Source organism: Phenylobacterium sp., from assembly GCF_036501465.1.
Classification (GTDB): domain Bacteria; phylum Pseudomonadota; class Alphaproteobacteria; order Caulobacterales; family Caulobacteraceae; genus Phenylobacterium.
Window position 1 is genome coordinate 1 of record NZ_DASYAF010000049.1, and the last position, 15,810, is coordinate 15,810.

14 protein-coding genes are annotated in these 15,810 nt (G+C 70.6%); 9 read left to right on the forward strand and 5 right to left on the reverse strand.

Going from position 1 to position 15,810, the window contains the following annotated elements:
- Nucleotides 1-37 precede the first annotated feature (37 nt).
- The 3 genes from VGL85_RS05260 to VGL85_RS05270 all read right to left on the reverse strand — a co-directional run bounded on the left by VGL85_RS05260 (nt 38) and on the right by VGL85_RS05270 (nt 5,857).
- Nucleotides 38-1,903: an ATP-binding protein gene (locus VGL85_RS05260; RefSeq protein ID WP_331586730.1), complete on the reverse strand. Its 1,866-nt coding sequence runs from the start codon at nt 1,901-1,903 to the stop codon at nt 38-40.
- 73 nt (nt 1,904-1,976) lie between these two features.
- Nucleotides 1,977-3,746, reverse strand: coding sequence for an acyl-CoA dehydrogenase (locus VGL85_RS05265; RefSeq protein ID WP_331586732.1), 1,770 nt, complete (start codon nt 3,744-3,746; stop codon nt 1,977-1,979).
- Between the two features lie 107 nt (nt 3,747-3,853).
- Entirely contained in the window at nt 3,854-5,857 is a 2,004-nt protein-coding gene (locus VGL85_RS05270) for a DUF3604 domain-containing protein (protein ID WP_331586734.1), read from the reverse strand.
- Between the two features lie 226 nt (nt 5,858-6,083).
- Here VGL85_RS05270 and VGL85_RS05275 point away from each other — a divergent pair, with 226 nt between their 5' ends.
- The 5 genes from VGL85_RS05275 to VGL85_RS05295 all read left to right on the forward strand — a co-directional run bounded on the left by VGL85_RS05275 (nt 6,084) and on the right by VGL85_RS05295 (nt 11,371).
- On the forward strand, nt 6,084-6,704 hold the full coding sequence (locus VGL85_RS05275; RefSeq protein ID WP_331586736.1) for a YceI family protein: 621 nt from the start codon (nt 6,084-6,086) through the stop codon (nt 6,702-6,704).
- 18 nt (nt 6,705-6,722) lie between these two features.
- The gene (locus VGL85_RS05280; RefSeq protein ID WP_331586738.1) at nt 6,723-8,042 is read left to right on the forward strand and encodes a YceI family protein; all 1,320 of its coding nucleotides are present in this window, start codon (nt 6,723-6,725) and stop codon (nt 8,040-8,042) included.
- A gap of 72 nt (nt 8,043-8,114) precedes the next feature.
- Nucleotides 8,115-8,870, forward strand: a complete 756-nt coding sequence (locus VGL85_RS05285; protein ID WP_331586740.1) for a class I SAM-dependent methyltransferase — start codon at nt 8,115-8,117, stop codon at nt 8,868-8,870.
- Between the two features lie 32 nt (nt 8,871-8,902).
- Nucleotides 8,903-9,826, forward strand: a complete 924-nt coding sequence (locus VGL85_RS05290) for an L-threonylcarbamoyladenylate synthase (protein WP_331586742.1) — start codon at nt 8,903-8,905, stop codon at nt 9,824-9,826.
- Nucleotides 9,827-9,961: 135 nt separating this feature from the next.
- Nucleotides 9,962-11,371: an FAD-binding oxidoreductase gene (locus tag VGL85_RS05295; protein WP_331586744.1), complete on the forward strand. Its 1,410-nt coding sequence runs from the start codon at nt 9,962-9,964 to the stop codon at nt 11,369-11,371.
- A gap of 16 nt (nt 11,372-11,387) precedes the next feature.
- On the opposite strand, the gene VGL85_RS05300 is transcribed toward VGL85_RS05295, so the two are convergent.
- Nucleotides 11,388-11,969 (reverse strand): hypothetical protein, encoded by a 582-nt coding sequence (locus VGL85_RS05300; RefSeq protein ID WP_331586747.1) that lies wholly within the window; start codon nt 11,967-11,969, stop codon nt 11,388-11,390.
- 81 nt (nt 11,970-12,050) lie between these two features.
- Here VGL85_RS05300 and yaaA point away from each other — a divergent pair, with 81 nt between their 5' ends.
- Both yaaA and VGL85_RS05310 read left to right on the forward strand, forming a co-directional pair.
- Entirely contained in the window at nt 12,051-12,854 is an 804-nt protein-coding gene (gene yaaA / locus VGL85_RS05305) for a peroxide stress protein YaaA (RefSeq protein ID WP_331586750.1), read from the forward strand.
- Nucleotides 12,855-12,867: 13 nt separating this feature from the next.
- Nucleotides 12,868-13,650, forward strand: a complete 783-nt coding sequence (locus VGL85_RS05310; RefSeq protein ID WP_331586752.1) for an SDR family NAD(P)-dependent oxidoreductase — start codon at nt 12,868-12,870, stop codon at nt 13,648-13,650.
- 166 nt (nt 13,651-13,816) lie between these two features.
- Here VGL85_RS05310 and VGL85_RS05315 read toward each other — a convergent pair whose 3' ends face one another.
- A complete protein-coding gene (locus VGL85_RS05315; protein ID WP_331586754.1) occupies nt 13,817-14,284 on the reverse strand; it encodes a GNAT family N-acetyltransferase in 468 nt (155 codons plus the stop codon).
- A gap of 110 nt (nt 14,285-14,394) precedes the next feature.
- Between VGL85_RS05315 and VGL85_RS05320 the strand changes: the two genes are divergently transcribed.
- Complete coding sequence (locus tag VGL85_RS05320; protein WP_331586756.1) at nt 14,395-15,366, forward strand: nitronate monooxygenase family protein; 972 nt, start codon at nt 14,395-14,397, stop codon at nt 15,364-15,366.
- 96 nt (nt 15,367-15,462) lie between these two features.
- Nucleotides 15,463-15,810, forward strand: a 348-nt coding sequence (locus tag VGL85_RS05325) for a hypothetical protein (protein WP_331586758.1), incomplete at its 3' end; no start/stop codon positions are given.

Consider the following 15,810-nt stretch of genomic DNA (forward strand, 5'->3'; position numbering starts at 1 on the left):
GTGTTGTGTGGTTCAAAAAGCCGCCGGCGGCGGGCGCCTAGGCCGCCTCGCGCTTCGCCGCCGGCGCGGCCATGGCCCGGCCGATCGCCTCGACCAGGTCCTGGATCTGGATCGGCTTGGAGCTGTGCTCGGTGAAGCCCAGGTCGAGATAGCGCTGGCGGCCGCCGGAGGTGACGTCGGCGGTGAGCGCGACCACCGGGGCGTGGCGGTTGGGGCCGTCGGCGGCGCGCAGGCGCTGCAGCACCTCCACGCCGGTCATGCCCGGCATCTGGATGTCCAGCAGCACGAGGTCGAAGGCCTCGCCCGCCAGGGCCTCCAGCGCTTCGGCGCCGCTCGAGGCCTTGGCGACCTGGTGGCCGAAGCTGGTCAAGAGCTGCTCCAGCACCAGCAGGTTCACCGCATTGTCGTCCACGGCCAGCATCCTCAGGCCGTCCATCGGCTCGGCGGCCGCCCCGGCCGGCGCGGACCCCGCCTTCGGTTCGGCCGGCCCCTGGGCCAGGGCGAGCGGCAGCTTGAACTGGAAGGCCGAGCCTTCGCCCACCACGCTCTCGGCCCAGATCCTGCCGCCCATCAGCTCCACGAGCTGCTTGGCGATGGACAGGCCCAGGCCCGTGCCGCCGAACTTGCGCATCTCGGACTCGTCGGCCTGGGTGAACCGGGTGAACAGCTGCGGCAGGTGTTCCGGGGCGATGCCGATGCCTGTGTCGCGGACGGCCACGTGCAGCAGCACCGCGCCCTCGCCGTTCGGCATGGCGTCGACCGCGACGGTGACCGCGCCCTTGTCGGTGAACTTCAGCGCATTGCCCATCAGGTTGAACAGCACCTGGCGCAGGCGCAGCGCATCGACCAGCACGAAGTCCGGCGCGCCCTGGGCGATCTCCAGTTCGATGGCCACGCCCTTCTCGTCGGCGCGTGGCCCCCAGAAGCCCACCAGCCGCTGCAGGAACTGCTTCAGGTCCTCCGGCGCCGGATGGATGTCGAGGCGCCCGGCGTCGATCTTGGAGACGTCGAGGATGTCGTTGAGGATCGACAGCAGGTAGTCGCCGGACTCGATCAGCACGTCGAGGCGCGCCTGCTGGACGGGATTGGTCTCGTCGCGGCGCATCAGCTGGGCCATGCCGAGCACCCCGTTCATGGGCGTGCGGATCTCGTGGCTCATGGTGGCCAGGAAGTTGGACTTGGCGCGGCCGGCCTGGCGGGCGGTCTCGCGCGCCTCGTCGGCGGCGGCGCGCTCGGCCAGCGCCTGGTCGCGCGCGGTCTCCAGCTGCGGGATCAGGGCGACGTTCTGGTTGAACGCCTTGTGCAGCACGTGGACCGTGCGGGTGATGCCCTCCATCATCAGGCCCAGCAGCAACACCAGCACCGCCTGGATCAGCAGCAGGCCGGCGGCGTTCCCCGGGCCGGCGGCGGCGGCGCCCACCGCGCCCATGGCGATCAGCACGGGCGTGGCCAGGGCCCAGAACACGAAGCGCGAGGTCATGCTGCAGGACATGCTGACCGCGATCAGCGTGGTCGCCTGAACGGCGAACAGCAGCAGTTCGGCGCGGCCGCCCTGCACGGCGAGCACGGTCGCCGGGGCGACGTAGATGGTGGTGCGGATCAGGGAGGCGAACGCGATCTTGCGGAACCCCTCGCCGTCCGGCGTCCGCTCGGCGGCGGCTCTCCAGCGGTTGACAAAGACCAGGTGGACCGCGTCGAAACCCGTGAAGGCCAGGAAGGCGATCAGGCCCATGGCCGCATGGCCGATCAGGGCCATGGCCAGGCCGGTCAGGCCATTGACCACCAGGTGGAAGGGCATGCGCTGGACCAGCCCGCTCAGGGTGAGCTGATAGGCGCTGAGGCCCGCGTCGGACATCGCTCGCGCGGCGCGCGCACGGCTGTTCAGCCAGCTTGGCTCGCTCATCTCACCCCACCCTTCGCGAGCCGAGGATCGGCCGCAAACGTGAAGTTTCGGAGAATCCCCTACGTGAAACTGCTTAGGCCGTGAGCGCGGCGAAGGCGGTGGTTTCCAGGTCGGCGGCCCCGTCCGTCAGGCCCTCGGCGATCCCCGGCGCCTGGGCCAGCACCTGGCCGGCGAACAGGCGCGCCAGCGCCGCCTTGCTCTTCAGCCACGGGTCGTCCGAGCCGCCCACCGCCTCGGCCGCCATCGCCGCCATCAGCGCCTGGCGGCCCAGCATGGCGCCGCCGATCACGTCGCCCGCCAGCTTCAGGTAGGGCGTGGCGGCGGCCAGGCTGTCCGGCCCGCGGTGCGCCAGCAGCCAGTCGGTGGCCCGCTCCAGCGCGCCCACGCCGGCCGCCAGCCGGCGGCCCACTGGAGCCAGGTCCGGGACCTCGGTCAGCTGCTCGGCGGTCAGCGCCAGCTCGGCGGTGAGCGCCTTCATCACCCCGCCGTCGGCCATGCCCACCTTGCGGCCCACCAGGTCGATGGCCTGGATGCCGTTGGTGCCCTCGTAGATCGGGGCGATGCGGGCGTCGCGGTAGTGCTGGGCCGCGCCGGTCTCCTCGATGAAGCCCATGCCGCCGTGTACCTGGACGCCCAGCGAGGCGACCTCGACGCCGACGTCGGTCGACCAGGCCTTGGCGATCGGGGTCAGCAGCTCCTGGCGCGCCCTGGCGGCGGCGCGCTCCTGCTCGGTGTCGGCCAGCTTGGCGATGTCGGCCAGCACCCCGGTGGTCAGGCAGATGGCGCGGGCCGCCTCGGTCTTGGCCTTCATCAGCATCAGCATCCGGCGCACGTCCGGATGGCCCCAGATCTCCGAGGGGTAGTCGCCTGACCAGACCGCCTTGCCCTGCCGGCGCTCCTGGCTGAAGGCCAGGGCCTGCTGGAAGGCCCGCTCGGCGATGGCCACGCCCTGGACGCCCACCTGCAGGCGCGCGGCGTTCATCATGACGAACATGTGGGCCAGGCCCTGGCCCAGCTCGCCCACCAGCTCGGCCTTCGCGCCCTCGTAGAGCATGACGCAGGTTGGCGAGCCGTGGATGCCCAGCTTGTGCTCGATGGAGGCGGGGCGGAAGTCGTTGCGCGCGCCCAGCGAGCCGTCGTCCTTCAGCGCGTACTTCGAGGCCAGGAACAGGCTGATGCCCTTCACGCCGGGCGGGGCGTCGGGCGTGCGCGCGATGATCAGGTGGCAGATGTTCTCGGCCGCGTCGTGGTCGCCCCAGGTGATGAAGATCTTCTGGCCGGAAAGCGTGTAGCCGCCGTTGCCGTCCGGCCGGGCCATGGTGGTCAGCGCCGCCAGGTCGGAGCCGGCCTGCGGCTCGGTCAGGCACATGGCGCCGGTCCACTCGCCGCTGACCAGCTTGGGCAGGACCAGGGCCTTCTGCCGCGCGGTGCCGTGCAGGATGAGCGCCTCGATGGCGCCCTGGGTCAGCATCGGGCACAGGCCGAAGGCCATGTTCGACGCATGGACCATCTCGAACACCGCCAGCTCCATGGCCTTGGAGAGGCCCTGGCCGCCGAACTGCGGATCCGCGCTGAGCGAGTTCCAGCCGCCGGCCACGAACTGCCGGTAGGCGTCGGCGAAGCCGGGCGCGGCGGTGACCACGCCGTTCTCGTAGCGCGCGCCCTCGATGTCGCCCTTGCGGTTCAGGGGCGCCAGCACGTCGGTGGTGAACGACCCGGCGGCTTCCAGCACCGCGGCCACGGTGTCGGCGTCCAGGTCGGGGTAGGCGCGCGCGATCAGGGCGTCGTGGCCTACGGCCGACAGGGCGAAGGCCAGGTCGCGGACCGGCGCGCGGAAGCTCATGGGCGGTCTCCTGGGGTCGATCCCCGAAACGTCTCGCGCCGTCTTTAGGCCGCCCGCCCGGTCAGGGCAAAGGTCCTAGCCCTTCGGCGGCGTGAACCAGATCGGCCCTAGCCGCCCTTGGGCGGTGTGAACCAAATGGGAGACGTCCAGGCGCGCTCCTGGATGGTGGCCGGGACCTCGGTCGGGATCGGCAGGTGGTTGACGATCGCCAGGTGGGTGCTCCAGCGCGGCGTCGGGATCTCCATCACCCGGGCGTAGTAGACCGCCGGCTTCTTCGGATCGAAGGTCGGGTCGGTCCACTGCGCCGTCAGCACCGGCGCGCCGATGGTGTTGGTGTATTTGCCGGTCTTCAGGTCGACGGTATTGCCCACCGCCGGCGCCTTGCCGGTCTTCGGGTCGGTCTTGCGCCCGCCGGACAGCGCGACGTCGAAGATCTTCTCCTTATAGCCATCGCCGTCCTGCCACATCTTGATCACCTGGATGCGGTCGAGGTTGGCGCCGTCCGGGTCCTTGGTGGCCTGCAGGATCAGGGTCGGGGCCTTGGCGGCCCCGCGCGCCGGCAGGTCCGAGCCCATGGCCACGCCCTTGGCGTAGGCGGTCTTCACCCAGCCGGACTGGGCCGCCAGGTTCGCCGGATAGCCCCAGCCGCCGAACATCCGAACCTTGATGCGCGTGCCGGTGGTGGCGAAGGTCTCCTTGCGCTTCAGCGCCGCATAGATCGAATTGCGGGTGTTCTCCTCGGCCCAGACGCCGGTCACTCCGCCGGTGCCGACCTCCAGCGTCCTCTGCGGGGAATGGGCCTCGCCCTTGGCGTCGGCGTCGCTGTCGAGGCGCGCGGGCATGCGGATGATCTGCAGCATGCGCTTGGCCGCGTCCCCGCTCGGCAGGAAGGATTTCGGATCGACCCCGAACGAGCCGCCCACTCCGTTCTCGTCGGTGGTCGACAGGCCGTTGTGGATGTCGGTGCCGCCGACCACGCCATATTTGTAGGGGTTGGCGCCCACGCGGTTCAGCAGCACCAGGCCGCGGCCCAGGGCCTGGCGGACATAGCTGCCGTCCACCTTGCTCTTCACCTGCGGGCGCGAGATCAGGTGGTCGTAGCGTTCGAAGTTGGCGAATTCGTCGTTGGGCGAGATCTCCGGCACGGTGTCGGAGACACCCTTGTTCTGGGCGATCTCGGTCAGGGGCTCGTTCAGCAGGCGCCGCTGGGCGTAGGCCTCGCTGATCGGGCGCTTGTCGCTGTCGTTCCAGTCGTACATCAGCCCGTTGGACGCGTCGGCGTTGTGCGGGATGGCGATCACGTCGATGCCGCCGGCGCGCACCTTTTCCAGGAAGCTCCAGAGGTCCTCGGGGCGCTTCGACTGGGTTGAGGTGAACGGCTGCGGCGCGTGGTCGGCGTTGAAGATGACGTTGCGGTGCAGGTTCTGGCCATCCGGCGCCGAGGTCCATTCATAGGCGACGAAGGTGGTGAACCTGCCGGGGATGTAGTTGTCGTTGGCGGCCTTCATCTGACGGCCCCAGGTGTCGCTCATCGCCTTGTCGGCGTTGAGATCGACCTTCGGCCCATCGGCGGCGGAACCCTCGAGCGCGCGCGCCACGATGACGAACATCTGGTGCGGGTCCTTGGCCACCTGCGCGGCGATCGGCGACTTGGCCAGGGGGTTGTTCGGATCGTCGAACTGGTTGGCGACGCCCATGTATTCCGAGTGGTCGGTGACCGCCAGGAAGTCGAGCGGCCAGGCGCGCTTGGCCGGGATCATGCCGCTCAGGCTCTCGGTCTCCTCGCGGTTGATCTGCGAGGCCTGGATCATCACCGTCTCGCCGCGGGCGAACTTGTAGGCCTCGTCGGGCGTGGTCTTGGTGCCGAAGCTCCAGGCGTCGAAGCTGTTGGCGGTGTGCAGGTGCAGGTCGCCGAAATAGGCGCGCCGATCGGCGGCCGGGATACGGCTTTTGTAGACGACGCCTGGCGGCGTGGACGCCTCGGGCCGCGGGGCGGTGGTCGCCGCCTGGGCGGTTGGTCCGCCGTGGAGCCGGTCGAGGGTGAGGCCGGCCGCCGCCGCCAGAACCGGAATCGCCACCGCCGTGGCCAGCCAGATTTGCCTGCGCACCATCGCCCGCTCCCCTTTTGTTTCCCGCTGGTATCATACGCGCCTATTGGCGTCGGTCCAGCCGCAGGTCAGCGGCTTCCGCACTCCGGAATCCCACGGCTCGCGCCGCCCGCTGACGTCCAAAGCGATAGCCGCCCCTCCATACGCCGTAAATCCGCTTCCCCGGCCTTTGCGCTAGGGTCGCCGCCCACTATCTGGCGGATGGGGCAAGGCAGAGCTTGGAGACGACATGCGAACCCTGACCGCCGCCTTCGCCCTCTCGGTCCTGCTGGCGACTGCGGCCGCCCCCGTTCATCCGGTTCGCGCCGCGCCCACCACCACCGATCCGACCAAGGTCCCGGCGGGGACCTACGTCCTCGACAAGAAGCATGCGAGCCTGACGATCAAGATCGTCCACATGGGCTTCTCGCACTACACCCTGCGCTTCGACGGCTTGGACGGGAACTTCACCTACGATCCGGCCAACTGGCAGCAGACCAAGGCCACCATCACGGTGGATCCGAAGTCCATCGACACCCACGACCCCGCCTTCGACAAGCAGATCACCGGCTACTTCGAGCCCGACAAATACCCGACCATCACCTTCGTCACGACCGGCATCCAGGGCGGCGCCGACGGCAAGGGAACCATGACCGGCGACCTGACCTTTCACGGGGTCACCAAGCCGGTGACGCTCGACGTCACCTTCGACGGCGCGGGCCATGGGGTCACCCCGGTCGGCACGCGCCTGGGCTTTTCGGGGTCGACCCAGATCAAGCGGTCCGACTTCGGCCTCAGCAACTTCGTCCTCAACCAGTTCACGAGCGATGAGGTGGATGTGATCTTCGAGGTCGAGTTCGAGAAAAAGTAGCCGGGCCGGAGCCGCCGCATGACCGCCACCGTCCACAAGCTGCCGCGCGCCAGCCGCCGCTACGCCACGGTCGCCATCGTCCTGCACTGGCTGATCGCGCTGGCCATTGCCGCGCAGGTGAGCCTGGCCTGGCGGTTCAAGGGCGACCACAGCCCGACCGGATTCGCGCTCACCCAGCTGCACAAGTCGATCGGCGTCACCATCCTGGTGCTGAGCCTGATCCGCCTGGGCTGGCGGCTGACCAACCCGCCGCCGCCGGAACCGGCCGCCCTGAAGCCGTGGGAGCGCGGGCTCTCGCTCGTCGTCCACTGGGGCTTCTACGTGATCATGATCGGCATGCCGCTCACCGGCTGGATCATGGTCTCGGCCAGCAAGACGGCGATCCCGACCCTGCTCTACGGCGCGGTCCCCTGGCCGAACATCCCGGGCTTCGCGGCCATGGCGCCGGCCGTCAAGCAGGCGTGGCATGCGGTGGGCGAGAACGGTCACGGCATCCTCGCCTGGGGTGTCTATATCCTGTTCGTGCTGCATGTGGCCGGCGCCCTGAAGCATCAGTTCTTCGAAGCGGGCGTGCCGGTCTTCGGACGCATGGCGCCCGGCGCGGTCCCCGGCCGCTGGTGGGACTGGCGGCTTTGGCTGGCGCTGGCCGCCGTGGCCGGCGCCTTCGCCTTCGGCAAGCTGGTGAACCCGCCGCACCCGGCCTCCGGCCCGCCGCCGGCGGCCGAGGCTCCGGCCCAGCCGTTCCTGCCGCAGACGCCCGCCGCGCCCGCCGCCGAAACCGCCGCCCAGCCGGCCGCCGCCGCCGCTCCCACGCCGCCCGCCGCGGCGCCCGCCGGCCCCATCGCCTGGAAGGTCGCGCCGGGCTCGAGCCTCAACTTCCAGACCGCCTGGAGCGGCGACGCCGTGCAGGGCCGCTTCGAAACGTGGACCGCCGACATCCTGTTCAGCCCCGACGCCTTGGATCGGTCCAAGGTCGTCGTCACCATCGACATGGCCTCGGCCAGGACCGGCGACGAGCAGCGCGACGCCTCGCTCCCGGCCGGCGACTGGTTCGACGCCGCCACCCATCCCAAGGCGGTGTTCACCGCGACGAAGTTCGAGAAGAAGGGCGAAGGGGCCTTCGTCGCCCACGGAACGCTGAACCTGCGTGGCGTGACCAAGCCCGTCGACCTGCCGTTCAAGCTGAAGATCGTCGGCGACAAGGCCCAGATGAGCGGCGAGACCAGCCTGGACCGCACCCTGTTCGGCGTCGGCCAGGGCGAGTTCACCGCCACCGACCAGGTGCCGGCCAAGGTCGCGGTTCGCGTCCAAGTGAACGCTATAAGCGACAAGCGGTAGCCCCGTCCGATTGACAGGCAGGAGGCCGGGCAAGAGCTTGGCGCCGGCGACGCCATGACCTGGAACCGACCCATGAAACCCCTGATCCTGGCCGCCTGCGCGGCGGCCGCCCTCTGCGCCGGCGCCGTGCTCGAAGCCGCGCCGGCCATCCCGGCCTATGTGAAGGCCGCCGTGGACGACAAGGGCCGCGGCGACGACCGCGAGGCCGACGCCTACCGCCACATCGCCGAGGTGGTGGCCTTCTCCGGCGTCAAGCCGGGCGACAAGGTCGTCGACCTGATCCCGGGGTCCGGCTACTTCACCAAGGTGTTCTCGAAAATCGTCGGCCCCAAGGGCCACGTCTACATGGTCTGGCCCAACGAGTACGCCAGGGAAGCCCAGCCCGACCCGATCAAGAACCAGGCGCTGGCCAAACAGGGCTATCCGAACACCTCGGTGATCCTGCAGCCGGCCGCCGCCTTCGCCACGCCCGAGCCGGTGGACCTGGTGTTCACCGTCCAGAACTATCACGACTACCCGGACAAGTTCATGGGCAAGCTCGACCCCGTGGCCTTCTCACGCCAGGTCTACAAGGCGCTGAAGCCCGGCGGCGTCTTCCTGGTGGTCGACCACACCGCCGAGGCCGGCTCGGGCCTGCGCGACACCGACACCCTGCACCGCATCGACCCGGCGATCGTCAAGACCGAGGTCGAGAGCGCCGGCTTCAGGTTCGAGGGCGAGAGCAAGGTGCTGAAGAACCCGGCGGACGACCTGAAGAAGGTCGTTTTCGACAAGGCGATCCGCCACCACACCGATCAGTTCATCTACCGGTTCCGCAAGCCGAAGTAGGCCGCGGGGCCGTGGCGGTGTAACCAGCCGCCGTGACGCCGACGCCGCACCAGATCGAAGAAGCCGCCGCCGCGCTGCGGGCCGGCGGCCTTGTCATCCTGCCCACGGAAACCGTCTATGGCCTGGCGGCCGACGCCGGCGACGCCCGCGCCGTGGCCCGCGTCTACGAGGCCAAGGGCCGGCCCAGCTTCAACCCGCTGATCGCCCATGTGGCCGACCTGGCGACCGCTCGGCGCGTGGCGCGGTTCGACGGTCGCGCCGAGGCGCTGGCGGCGGCCTTCTGGCCGGGGCCGCTGACCCTGGTGCTGCCGGCCGCCGACACCGCCGCGGTCTGCGACCTGGCGCGCGCGGGCCTGGACACCGTCGCGGTGCGGTCGCCCGGCCATCCGGTGGCCCAGGCGCTGCTCGGAAGCTTCGGCGGGCCGCTGGTCGCGCCGTCGGCCAACCGCTCCGGCCGGCCCAGCCCGACCACCCTGGCCGACGCCGTGGCGGAGACCGGCGCGGCGGCCGCCGCGGCGCTCGACGGCGGCGCCTGCCGCATCGGCCTGGAATCGACCGTCGTGGCCCTGCTGGACCGGCCCCGGCTGCTGCGCCCGGGCGCCGTCACCCGCGCCGAGATCGAGGCGCTGGTCGGCCCGCTCGCCGAGGCCGAGGCTGACGCCCGGCGCTCGCCCGGCCGCCTGGCCCGCCATTACGCGCCGGACCTGCCGGTGCGGCTGAACGCCACCGAGCCCCGCGACGGCGAGGTCTGGCTGGGCTTCGGCCCGGGCTTCCCGCAGCCGCTGAACCTCAGCCCGGCCGGTGACCTGGCCGAGGCCGCCGCCAACCTGTTTTCCTTCCTGCGCGCCGCCGACGCCTCGGGCGCCCGGGCCATCGCCGTCGCGCCCATTCCGGACACCGGCCTGGGCGAAGCGATCAACGACCGGCTCCGCCGCGCGGCGGGGTTTGTGGGGTAATTCGTACCGTCATCCCCGGCCTTGTGCCGGGGATCCATACGCACCGCCGCAGGACTCGTCCGGAACGCGGGTGTCCATGGATGGCCGGCACAAGGCCGGCCATGACGGTTCGTAAGGGGTGAGGTAGTTTACCCCATGACCGCGCCCGTTCCCGCCGACGTCCTCTCGCGCCTCAAGGCCGTGCTCGGCGAGGGCGGCTGGAGCCAGGACCCGCAGACGCTGGCGCCCAAGCTCCTGGAATGGCGCGACCGCTGGAGCGGCGAGACCCCGTTCCTGGCGCTTCCCAGGACCACCGCCGACGTGGCCGCCGTCGTCGGCGTCTGCGCCGAGGCCGGCACGCCGATCACCGTCCAGGGCGGCAACACCGGGCTGGTGGGCGGCCAGATCCCGCAGGGCGAGATCCTGCTGTCCACCGAGCGGATGCGCGCCATCCGCGAGGCCGACGCCTTCGACGACGTGCTGGTGGCCGAGGCCGGCGTGACGCTCAGCGCCGTGCATGAGGCGGCCGCGGGCATGAACCGCCGCTTCCCGCTGGGCCTCGCCTCGGAGGGCTCGGCCACCGTCGGCGGCTTCGTCTCCACCAACGCCGGCGGCACCCAGGTGCTGCGATACGGCATGACCCGCAACCTGGTGCTGGGTCTTGAGGCCGTGCTGCCCAACGGCGAGGTTTGGAATGGGCTGAAGCACCTGCGCAAGGACAACACGGGCTATGACCTGAAGCAGCTGCTGATCGGCGCCGAGGGCACCTTGGGCGTGGTCACCGCCGCGGCGCTGAAGCTGTTTCCCGTCATGGCCTCGCGCGCCGTGGCCTTCATCGGGGTCGAAAGCCCGGAGGCGGCGCTGAAGCTGCTGGTCCGGGCGAAGGACGAGACGGGCGGCGCGGTCGAGGCCTTCGAACTGATGGGCCGCCTGGGCGTGGATTTCGCGCTCAGGAACATCGCCGGCACGCGCGACCCGCTGGCCGAGCGGCATCCCTGGTACGTGCTGGCCGAGTTCTCGTCCGGCGAGCCGGGCTCGGCCGAGGCCGCCATGGAACGCTTCCTGGCCTGGGGCCTGGAAATCGGGCTGATCGCCGACGCCGCCGTCGCCCAGACCGAAGCCCAGGCCAAGGCGCTGTGGGCCATCCGCGAGAACCAGTCGCCGGCCCAGAAGCCCGAGGGCGCGACCTGGAAGCACGACGTCTCGGTGCCGGTCAGCCGCGTCGCCGATTTCCTGCGCGAGGCGGACGCGGCCATGCGCGCCTTCGTCCCCGGCTGCCGCATCGCCGCCTTCGGGCACATGGGCGACGGCAACATCCACTACGACGTCCTGCGTGGCGACGGCGCGCCGGACGCTCCACATGCCGCGCGCCGCGACGAGGGCAGCCGCATCGTCCACGACATCGTGGCCTCCATGGGCGGCTCGATCAGCGCAGAGCACGGCCTGGGCTCGATGAAGACCGAGGAGGCCCGGCGCTACAAATCCCCCGTCGAGGTCGAGGCGCTGGCCGCCATCCGCCGCGCGCTGGACCCCAAGCGGATCATGAATCCGAGGGTGCTGTTCTAAGGGGCGCCGTTCCAGCCTAGCGCTTCGGCTTCGGCGGCAGCCTGGCGACCAGCTGGTCGCCCCACTCGCCGATCGCCTTGGCGTTGAAATAGTAGATCGCCTGCTGCGCCGCCGGCTGCTGGCTCCGATCCAGGCCCAGCCGCTTGAGCAGCCAGGCCGCCGCGATCGGATCGGCGCAGCCCGTGCCGTTGGGGAAGAAGGCCAGCCGTCCGGTCGCCCGGAAGCAGGCCAGGACGTTGGCCGGCGCCGCGGCCCAGGCGGCGTCCAGCCGCGGCCGGTCCAGGCGTTTCTCGGCCTGGAGCGCCGCCGCCATGGTGGTCTGCACCGCCTCCGATCCGGCGATGGTCGAGACCCAGTCGGGCGGCACGTCGCCCCGCTTGGCGCAAGCCTTGGTCGCGGCCTTGAGCTTGCCGCCGAGCCGGTCGAGGACTGTCGCGCCGGCGGCCATGTTCTGCCGATAGGCGGCAAGGGTCTTCGCCTGCTCCGCCGCCGGGAGCTTGCTCCAGACACAGGCGCTTAGCGGCCCGGCGTTGGCCACGCCGCCGGCCAGCGAAACCGCTGCGGCAAGGCCGGCCAGGAGCGCGCGCGAAGGGGCCATGGCTCTGTGATGGCCGACAAAGGCGCGGCCAGCAAGAAGCCCGCTTGGCTTGGCCGTCAGGAGCGGGCAAAGCAGCGGGCGATGCTCATCGTCCTTTCCCCCGCCAAGGCGCTCGATTTCACCGCGGGCCCGCCGAGCGCGCCGCTCACCGCCGCCCAGCTCACCGACCAGACGGCGGAATTGGCCAAGACCACCCGCAAGCTGAAGGTGTCGGACCTCAAGCGGATGATGGAGCTCTCCGATTCGCTGGCCAGGCTGAACCGCGAGCGCTTCCAGGCCTTCGACCCCGAAAGCGAGGAGGGCGTGCAGGCGGCCTTCGCCTTCAACGGCGATGTCTACCAGGGCCTGCGCGCTCGCGAGCTCGACCGCAAGGCCCTGGCCTGGGCTCAGGAGCGCGTGCGCATCCTCTCCGGCCTCTACGGCGTGCTGCGCCCGATGGACGCCATCCAGCCCTACCGGCTGGAGATGGGCGTGCGGATCAAGACCAAGCGCGGCGGCAGCCTCTACGACTTCTGGGGCCCGCGGATCGCCGAGGCGCTGGACGCCGCGGTCGCCGGCCACAAGCAACAGACCATCGTGAACTGCGCCAGCCAGGAATACTTCGGCGCCGTCGACCGCGCGGCGCTGAAGACCCCGGTGGTCTCCTGCCGCTTCCTGGAAGAGCAGGACGGCGAGGCCCGGGTGATCTCCTTCTTCGCCAAGCGCGCCCGCGGCGCCATGGCCCGCTTCGCCATCGAGGGCCGTCTCGAGCGGCCCGGCGACCTCAGGGCCTTCGACCGCGACGGCTACCGGTTCGTGGCGTCTGCTTCCAGCGACGCGGAATACGTCTTCGCCCGGCCGCAACCGCCGCCGGTCGCGCTGCAGCGCAAATCCAAAGACGACTAGGGAAGGGAAACCCATGGCCTACAAGCCGTTCGACCTGACGGGAAAGGCAGCGCTGGTCACCGGCGGCAACGGCGGCATCGGCCTGGGCATGGCCGAAGGCCTGGCCGCCGCCGGCGCCAAGGTCGCCGTCTGGGGGCAGAACCCGGAGAAGAACGCCAGGGCCGAGGCGGCGCTGAAGGCGCATGGCGTCGACGTGCTGGTGCGCAAGGTCGACGTGGCCGACGAGGCCGCCATCGTCGCCGGGGTGGCCGAGGTGATCGACACCTTCGGGCGGCTCGACTTCTGCGCCGCCAACGCCGGCATCGGCGGCGGCGCGGCCTTCGACCAGATGACCACCGAACGCTGGCGGCGCGTGACCACGGTCAATCTCGACGCGGTCTTCTGGACCTTCCGCGAGGCGGTGCGCCACATGAAGGAACGCGCCGAGGCCGGCGATCCAGGCGGCTCCCTGGTGGTGACCTCCTCCACCAGCGCGATCCACGGCGCCCCGCGCAACCAGGCCTATGCCTCGACCAAGGGCGGGGTGCTGGCCATGGTCCGCGGCCTGGCCGTCGAATACGCGCGCTATGGCGTGCGGGCCAACTCCATCCTGCCCGGCTGGATCGCCACCGACATGACCCAGGGCGCCCAGGACAACGACAAGTTCAACGAGCAGGTGATCCTCAAGCGCGTGCCCTTCCGCCGCTGGGGCGAAGGGGAGGATTTCGCCGGCATAGCCGTCTACCTGGCGTCCGACGCCTCGCGCTTCCACACCGGCGACAGCTTCGTCATCGACGGCGGCTACACGATCTACTGAGGGGGCGCTGACATCCTTCTCCCCTCGCGGGAGAAGGTGGCCTGCGGAGCAGGTCGGATGAGGGGGCGATGATCCGGCGGGCCTCACGCCGAGAGCCCGGTTCGACCCCTCATCCGTCGCCCTTCGGCCGACACCGTCTCCCGCAAGGGGAGAAGGGAATTTGCCCTCACAGTTCCAGGTGCAGGAACCGGTTGAAGTCGGAGGCGTCGTAGTCGCTGAAGGCCCCGCCGTCGGCGAAGCCGCGGGTGCGGTAAAGCGCCAGCGCCGGCTCGAACGCCGCGCCCCGGCCGGTCTCCAGGCTGAGCCTCGAGAGGCCGCGTGAGCGCGCCTCGCCGATGATGTGGTCCAGCAGCGCCGCCGCCACGCCCCGGCGCAGATGGTCCGGATGGGTGCGGAAGGACTTCAGCTCCCCATGGTCCGGCGCGATCTGGTTCAGCGCCGCCACGCCCGCGATCGCCTCGCCCAGCCAGGCCGTCCAGACGGTGATCTGCGGCTTCTGCAGGCCCGACAGGTCCAGCGCCCGCACATGCTCCGGCGGGGTGTTGGCCTGCATGCCGGCCAGGTGCAGGGCCAGCAGCCTGCGGGTCGGCTCGCCGCTGAGGTCGTCGATGCGGATGGAGAGCGGCCGGGTCATGGCCCGGTGATCGGCGAACCGGGGCGCGGCTGCAAGCCGTTCACCCTGCGTGACGGTTGCATCGCGCGCGCCATGCGCCATCGTGAGGCAAATTCGAAGGACGGCGCCCGATGACCATTCATACCAAGCTCTGCGACCTGCTGGGCGTGACCCATCCGATCATGCTGGCCGGCATGGGCGGCGTCTCCTACGCCGAGCTGGTGGCGGCGGTCTCCAACGCCGGCGGCTACGGCGTGCTCGGCATGGCCGGCCGCACGCCCGATTTCATCCGCGACGAGATGAGGAAGGTGAAGGCGCTCACCGACAAGCCGTTCGGCGTCGACCTGCTGGCCGCCAGCCCCGACAGCCTCACCGCCGCGGTGGAGATCATCATTGAGGAAGGCGCCTCCTCCTTCGTCGCGGGCCTGGGCGTGCCCATGCCGATCATGCAGCGGCTGAAGGGCGCCGGGCTGAAGGTGATGGTGGTCTGCGGGGCGGTGAAGCACGCGGTGAAGGCCGAACAGGCCGGCTGCGACGCGGTGATTTGCCAGGGCGGCGAGGGCGGCGGCCACACCGGCTTGGTGGGGACCATGCCCCTGGTGGCGCAGGCGGTGGAGGCGGTGAAGATCCCGGTGGTGGCGGCCGGCGGCCTTTACGACGGGCGCGGCCTGGCGGCGGCGCTGAGCCTGGGCGCGGTCGGCGTCTGGATGGGCACCCGCTTCATCGCTTCGGCCGAGGCGCACGCGGGCCAGATGTACCGCGACGTGATCGTCGAGGCTTCGGACGAGGCCACGGTCCGCACCAAGAGCTATTCCGGCAAGCCCATGCGGGTGAAGAAGAACGCCTGGACCGAGGACTGGGAAACCAGGCCCGGCGACATCCAGCCGTTCCCGCTCCAGGCCGGCATTTCGCACCGCGCCGGCGCCATGGGCGGCATCGGCGGCCAGGTGGAAGGCCTCGACATCGACAAGTCCGCCTTCGCCATGGGCCAGTCGGCTGGCGGGGTGAAGGACGTGCTCCCGGCCGGCGAGATCGTGGCCCGCATCATGGCCGAGGCCGAGGGCTCGATCGATCGGGTGGCGAAGCTGCGCCAGATGACCTGAGGCCTGCGAAGGGGCGGGGAGCCTAATTTCCGCTTCGATGCTGTCCGGGTGCGAAAATCCTTGACTCCTGGCCCGATCTATGTTCTTGTTTTGTTCATGTCGGATGCAGTGGCCAAGCGCGAGAGAGCCGAGCAGATCCTGGGCGAGCTCGCGGAGCTCGGCCTGATGCTGGCGCGTGATCTTGCGGTGCAGGCCCGCGCGGCGGAGACGCCGGAAGAACGGGCGCTCCTCACCGAAGCTTTCCACAAGACCTCGCGCACCGTGCGCCTGACCCTGGCGCTCACCTTCAAGCTGGATCGGGACGCTTCGCGTGACGCTCGCGAGGCGGCGAGGGAGGCTGAAGCCCAGGCGGCCGAGGCTGAGCGGCGCGAGAGCCGGATCATCAAGCCGGCGCCTGGCCGCATAACCCCTGAGGAAAACCAGAAGCGCCGCGTGCGGAACATC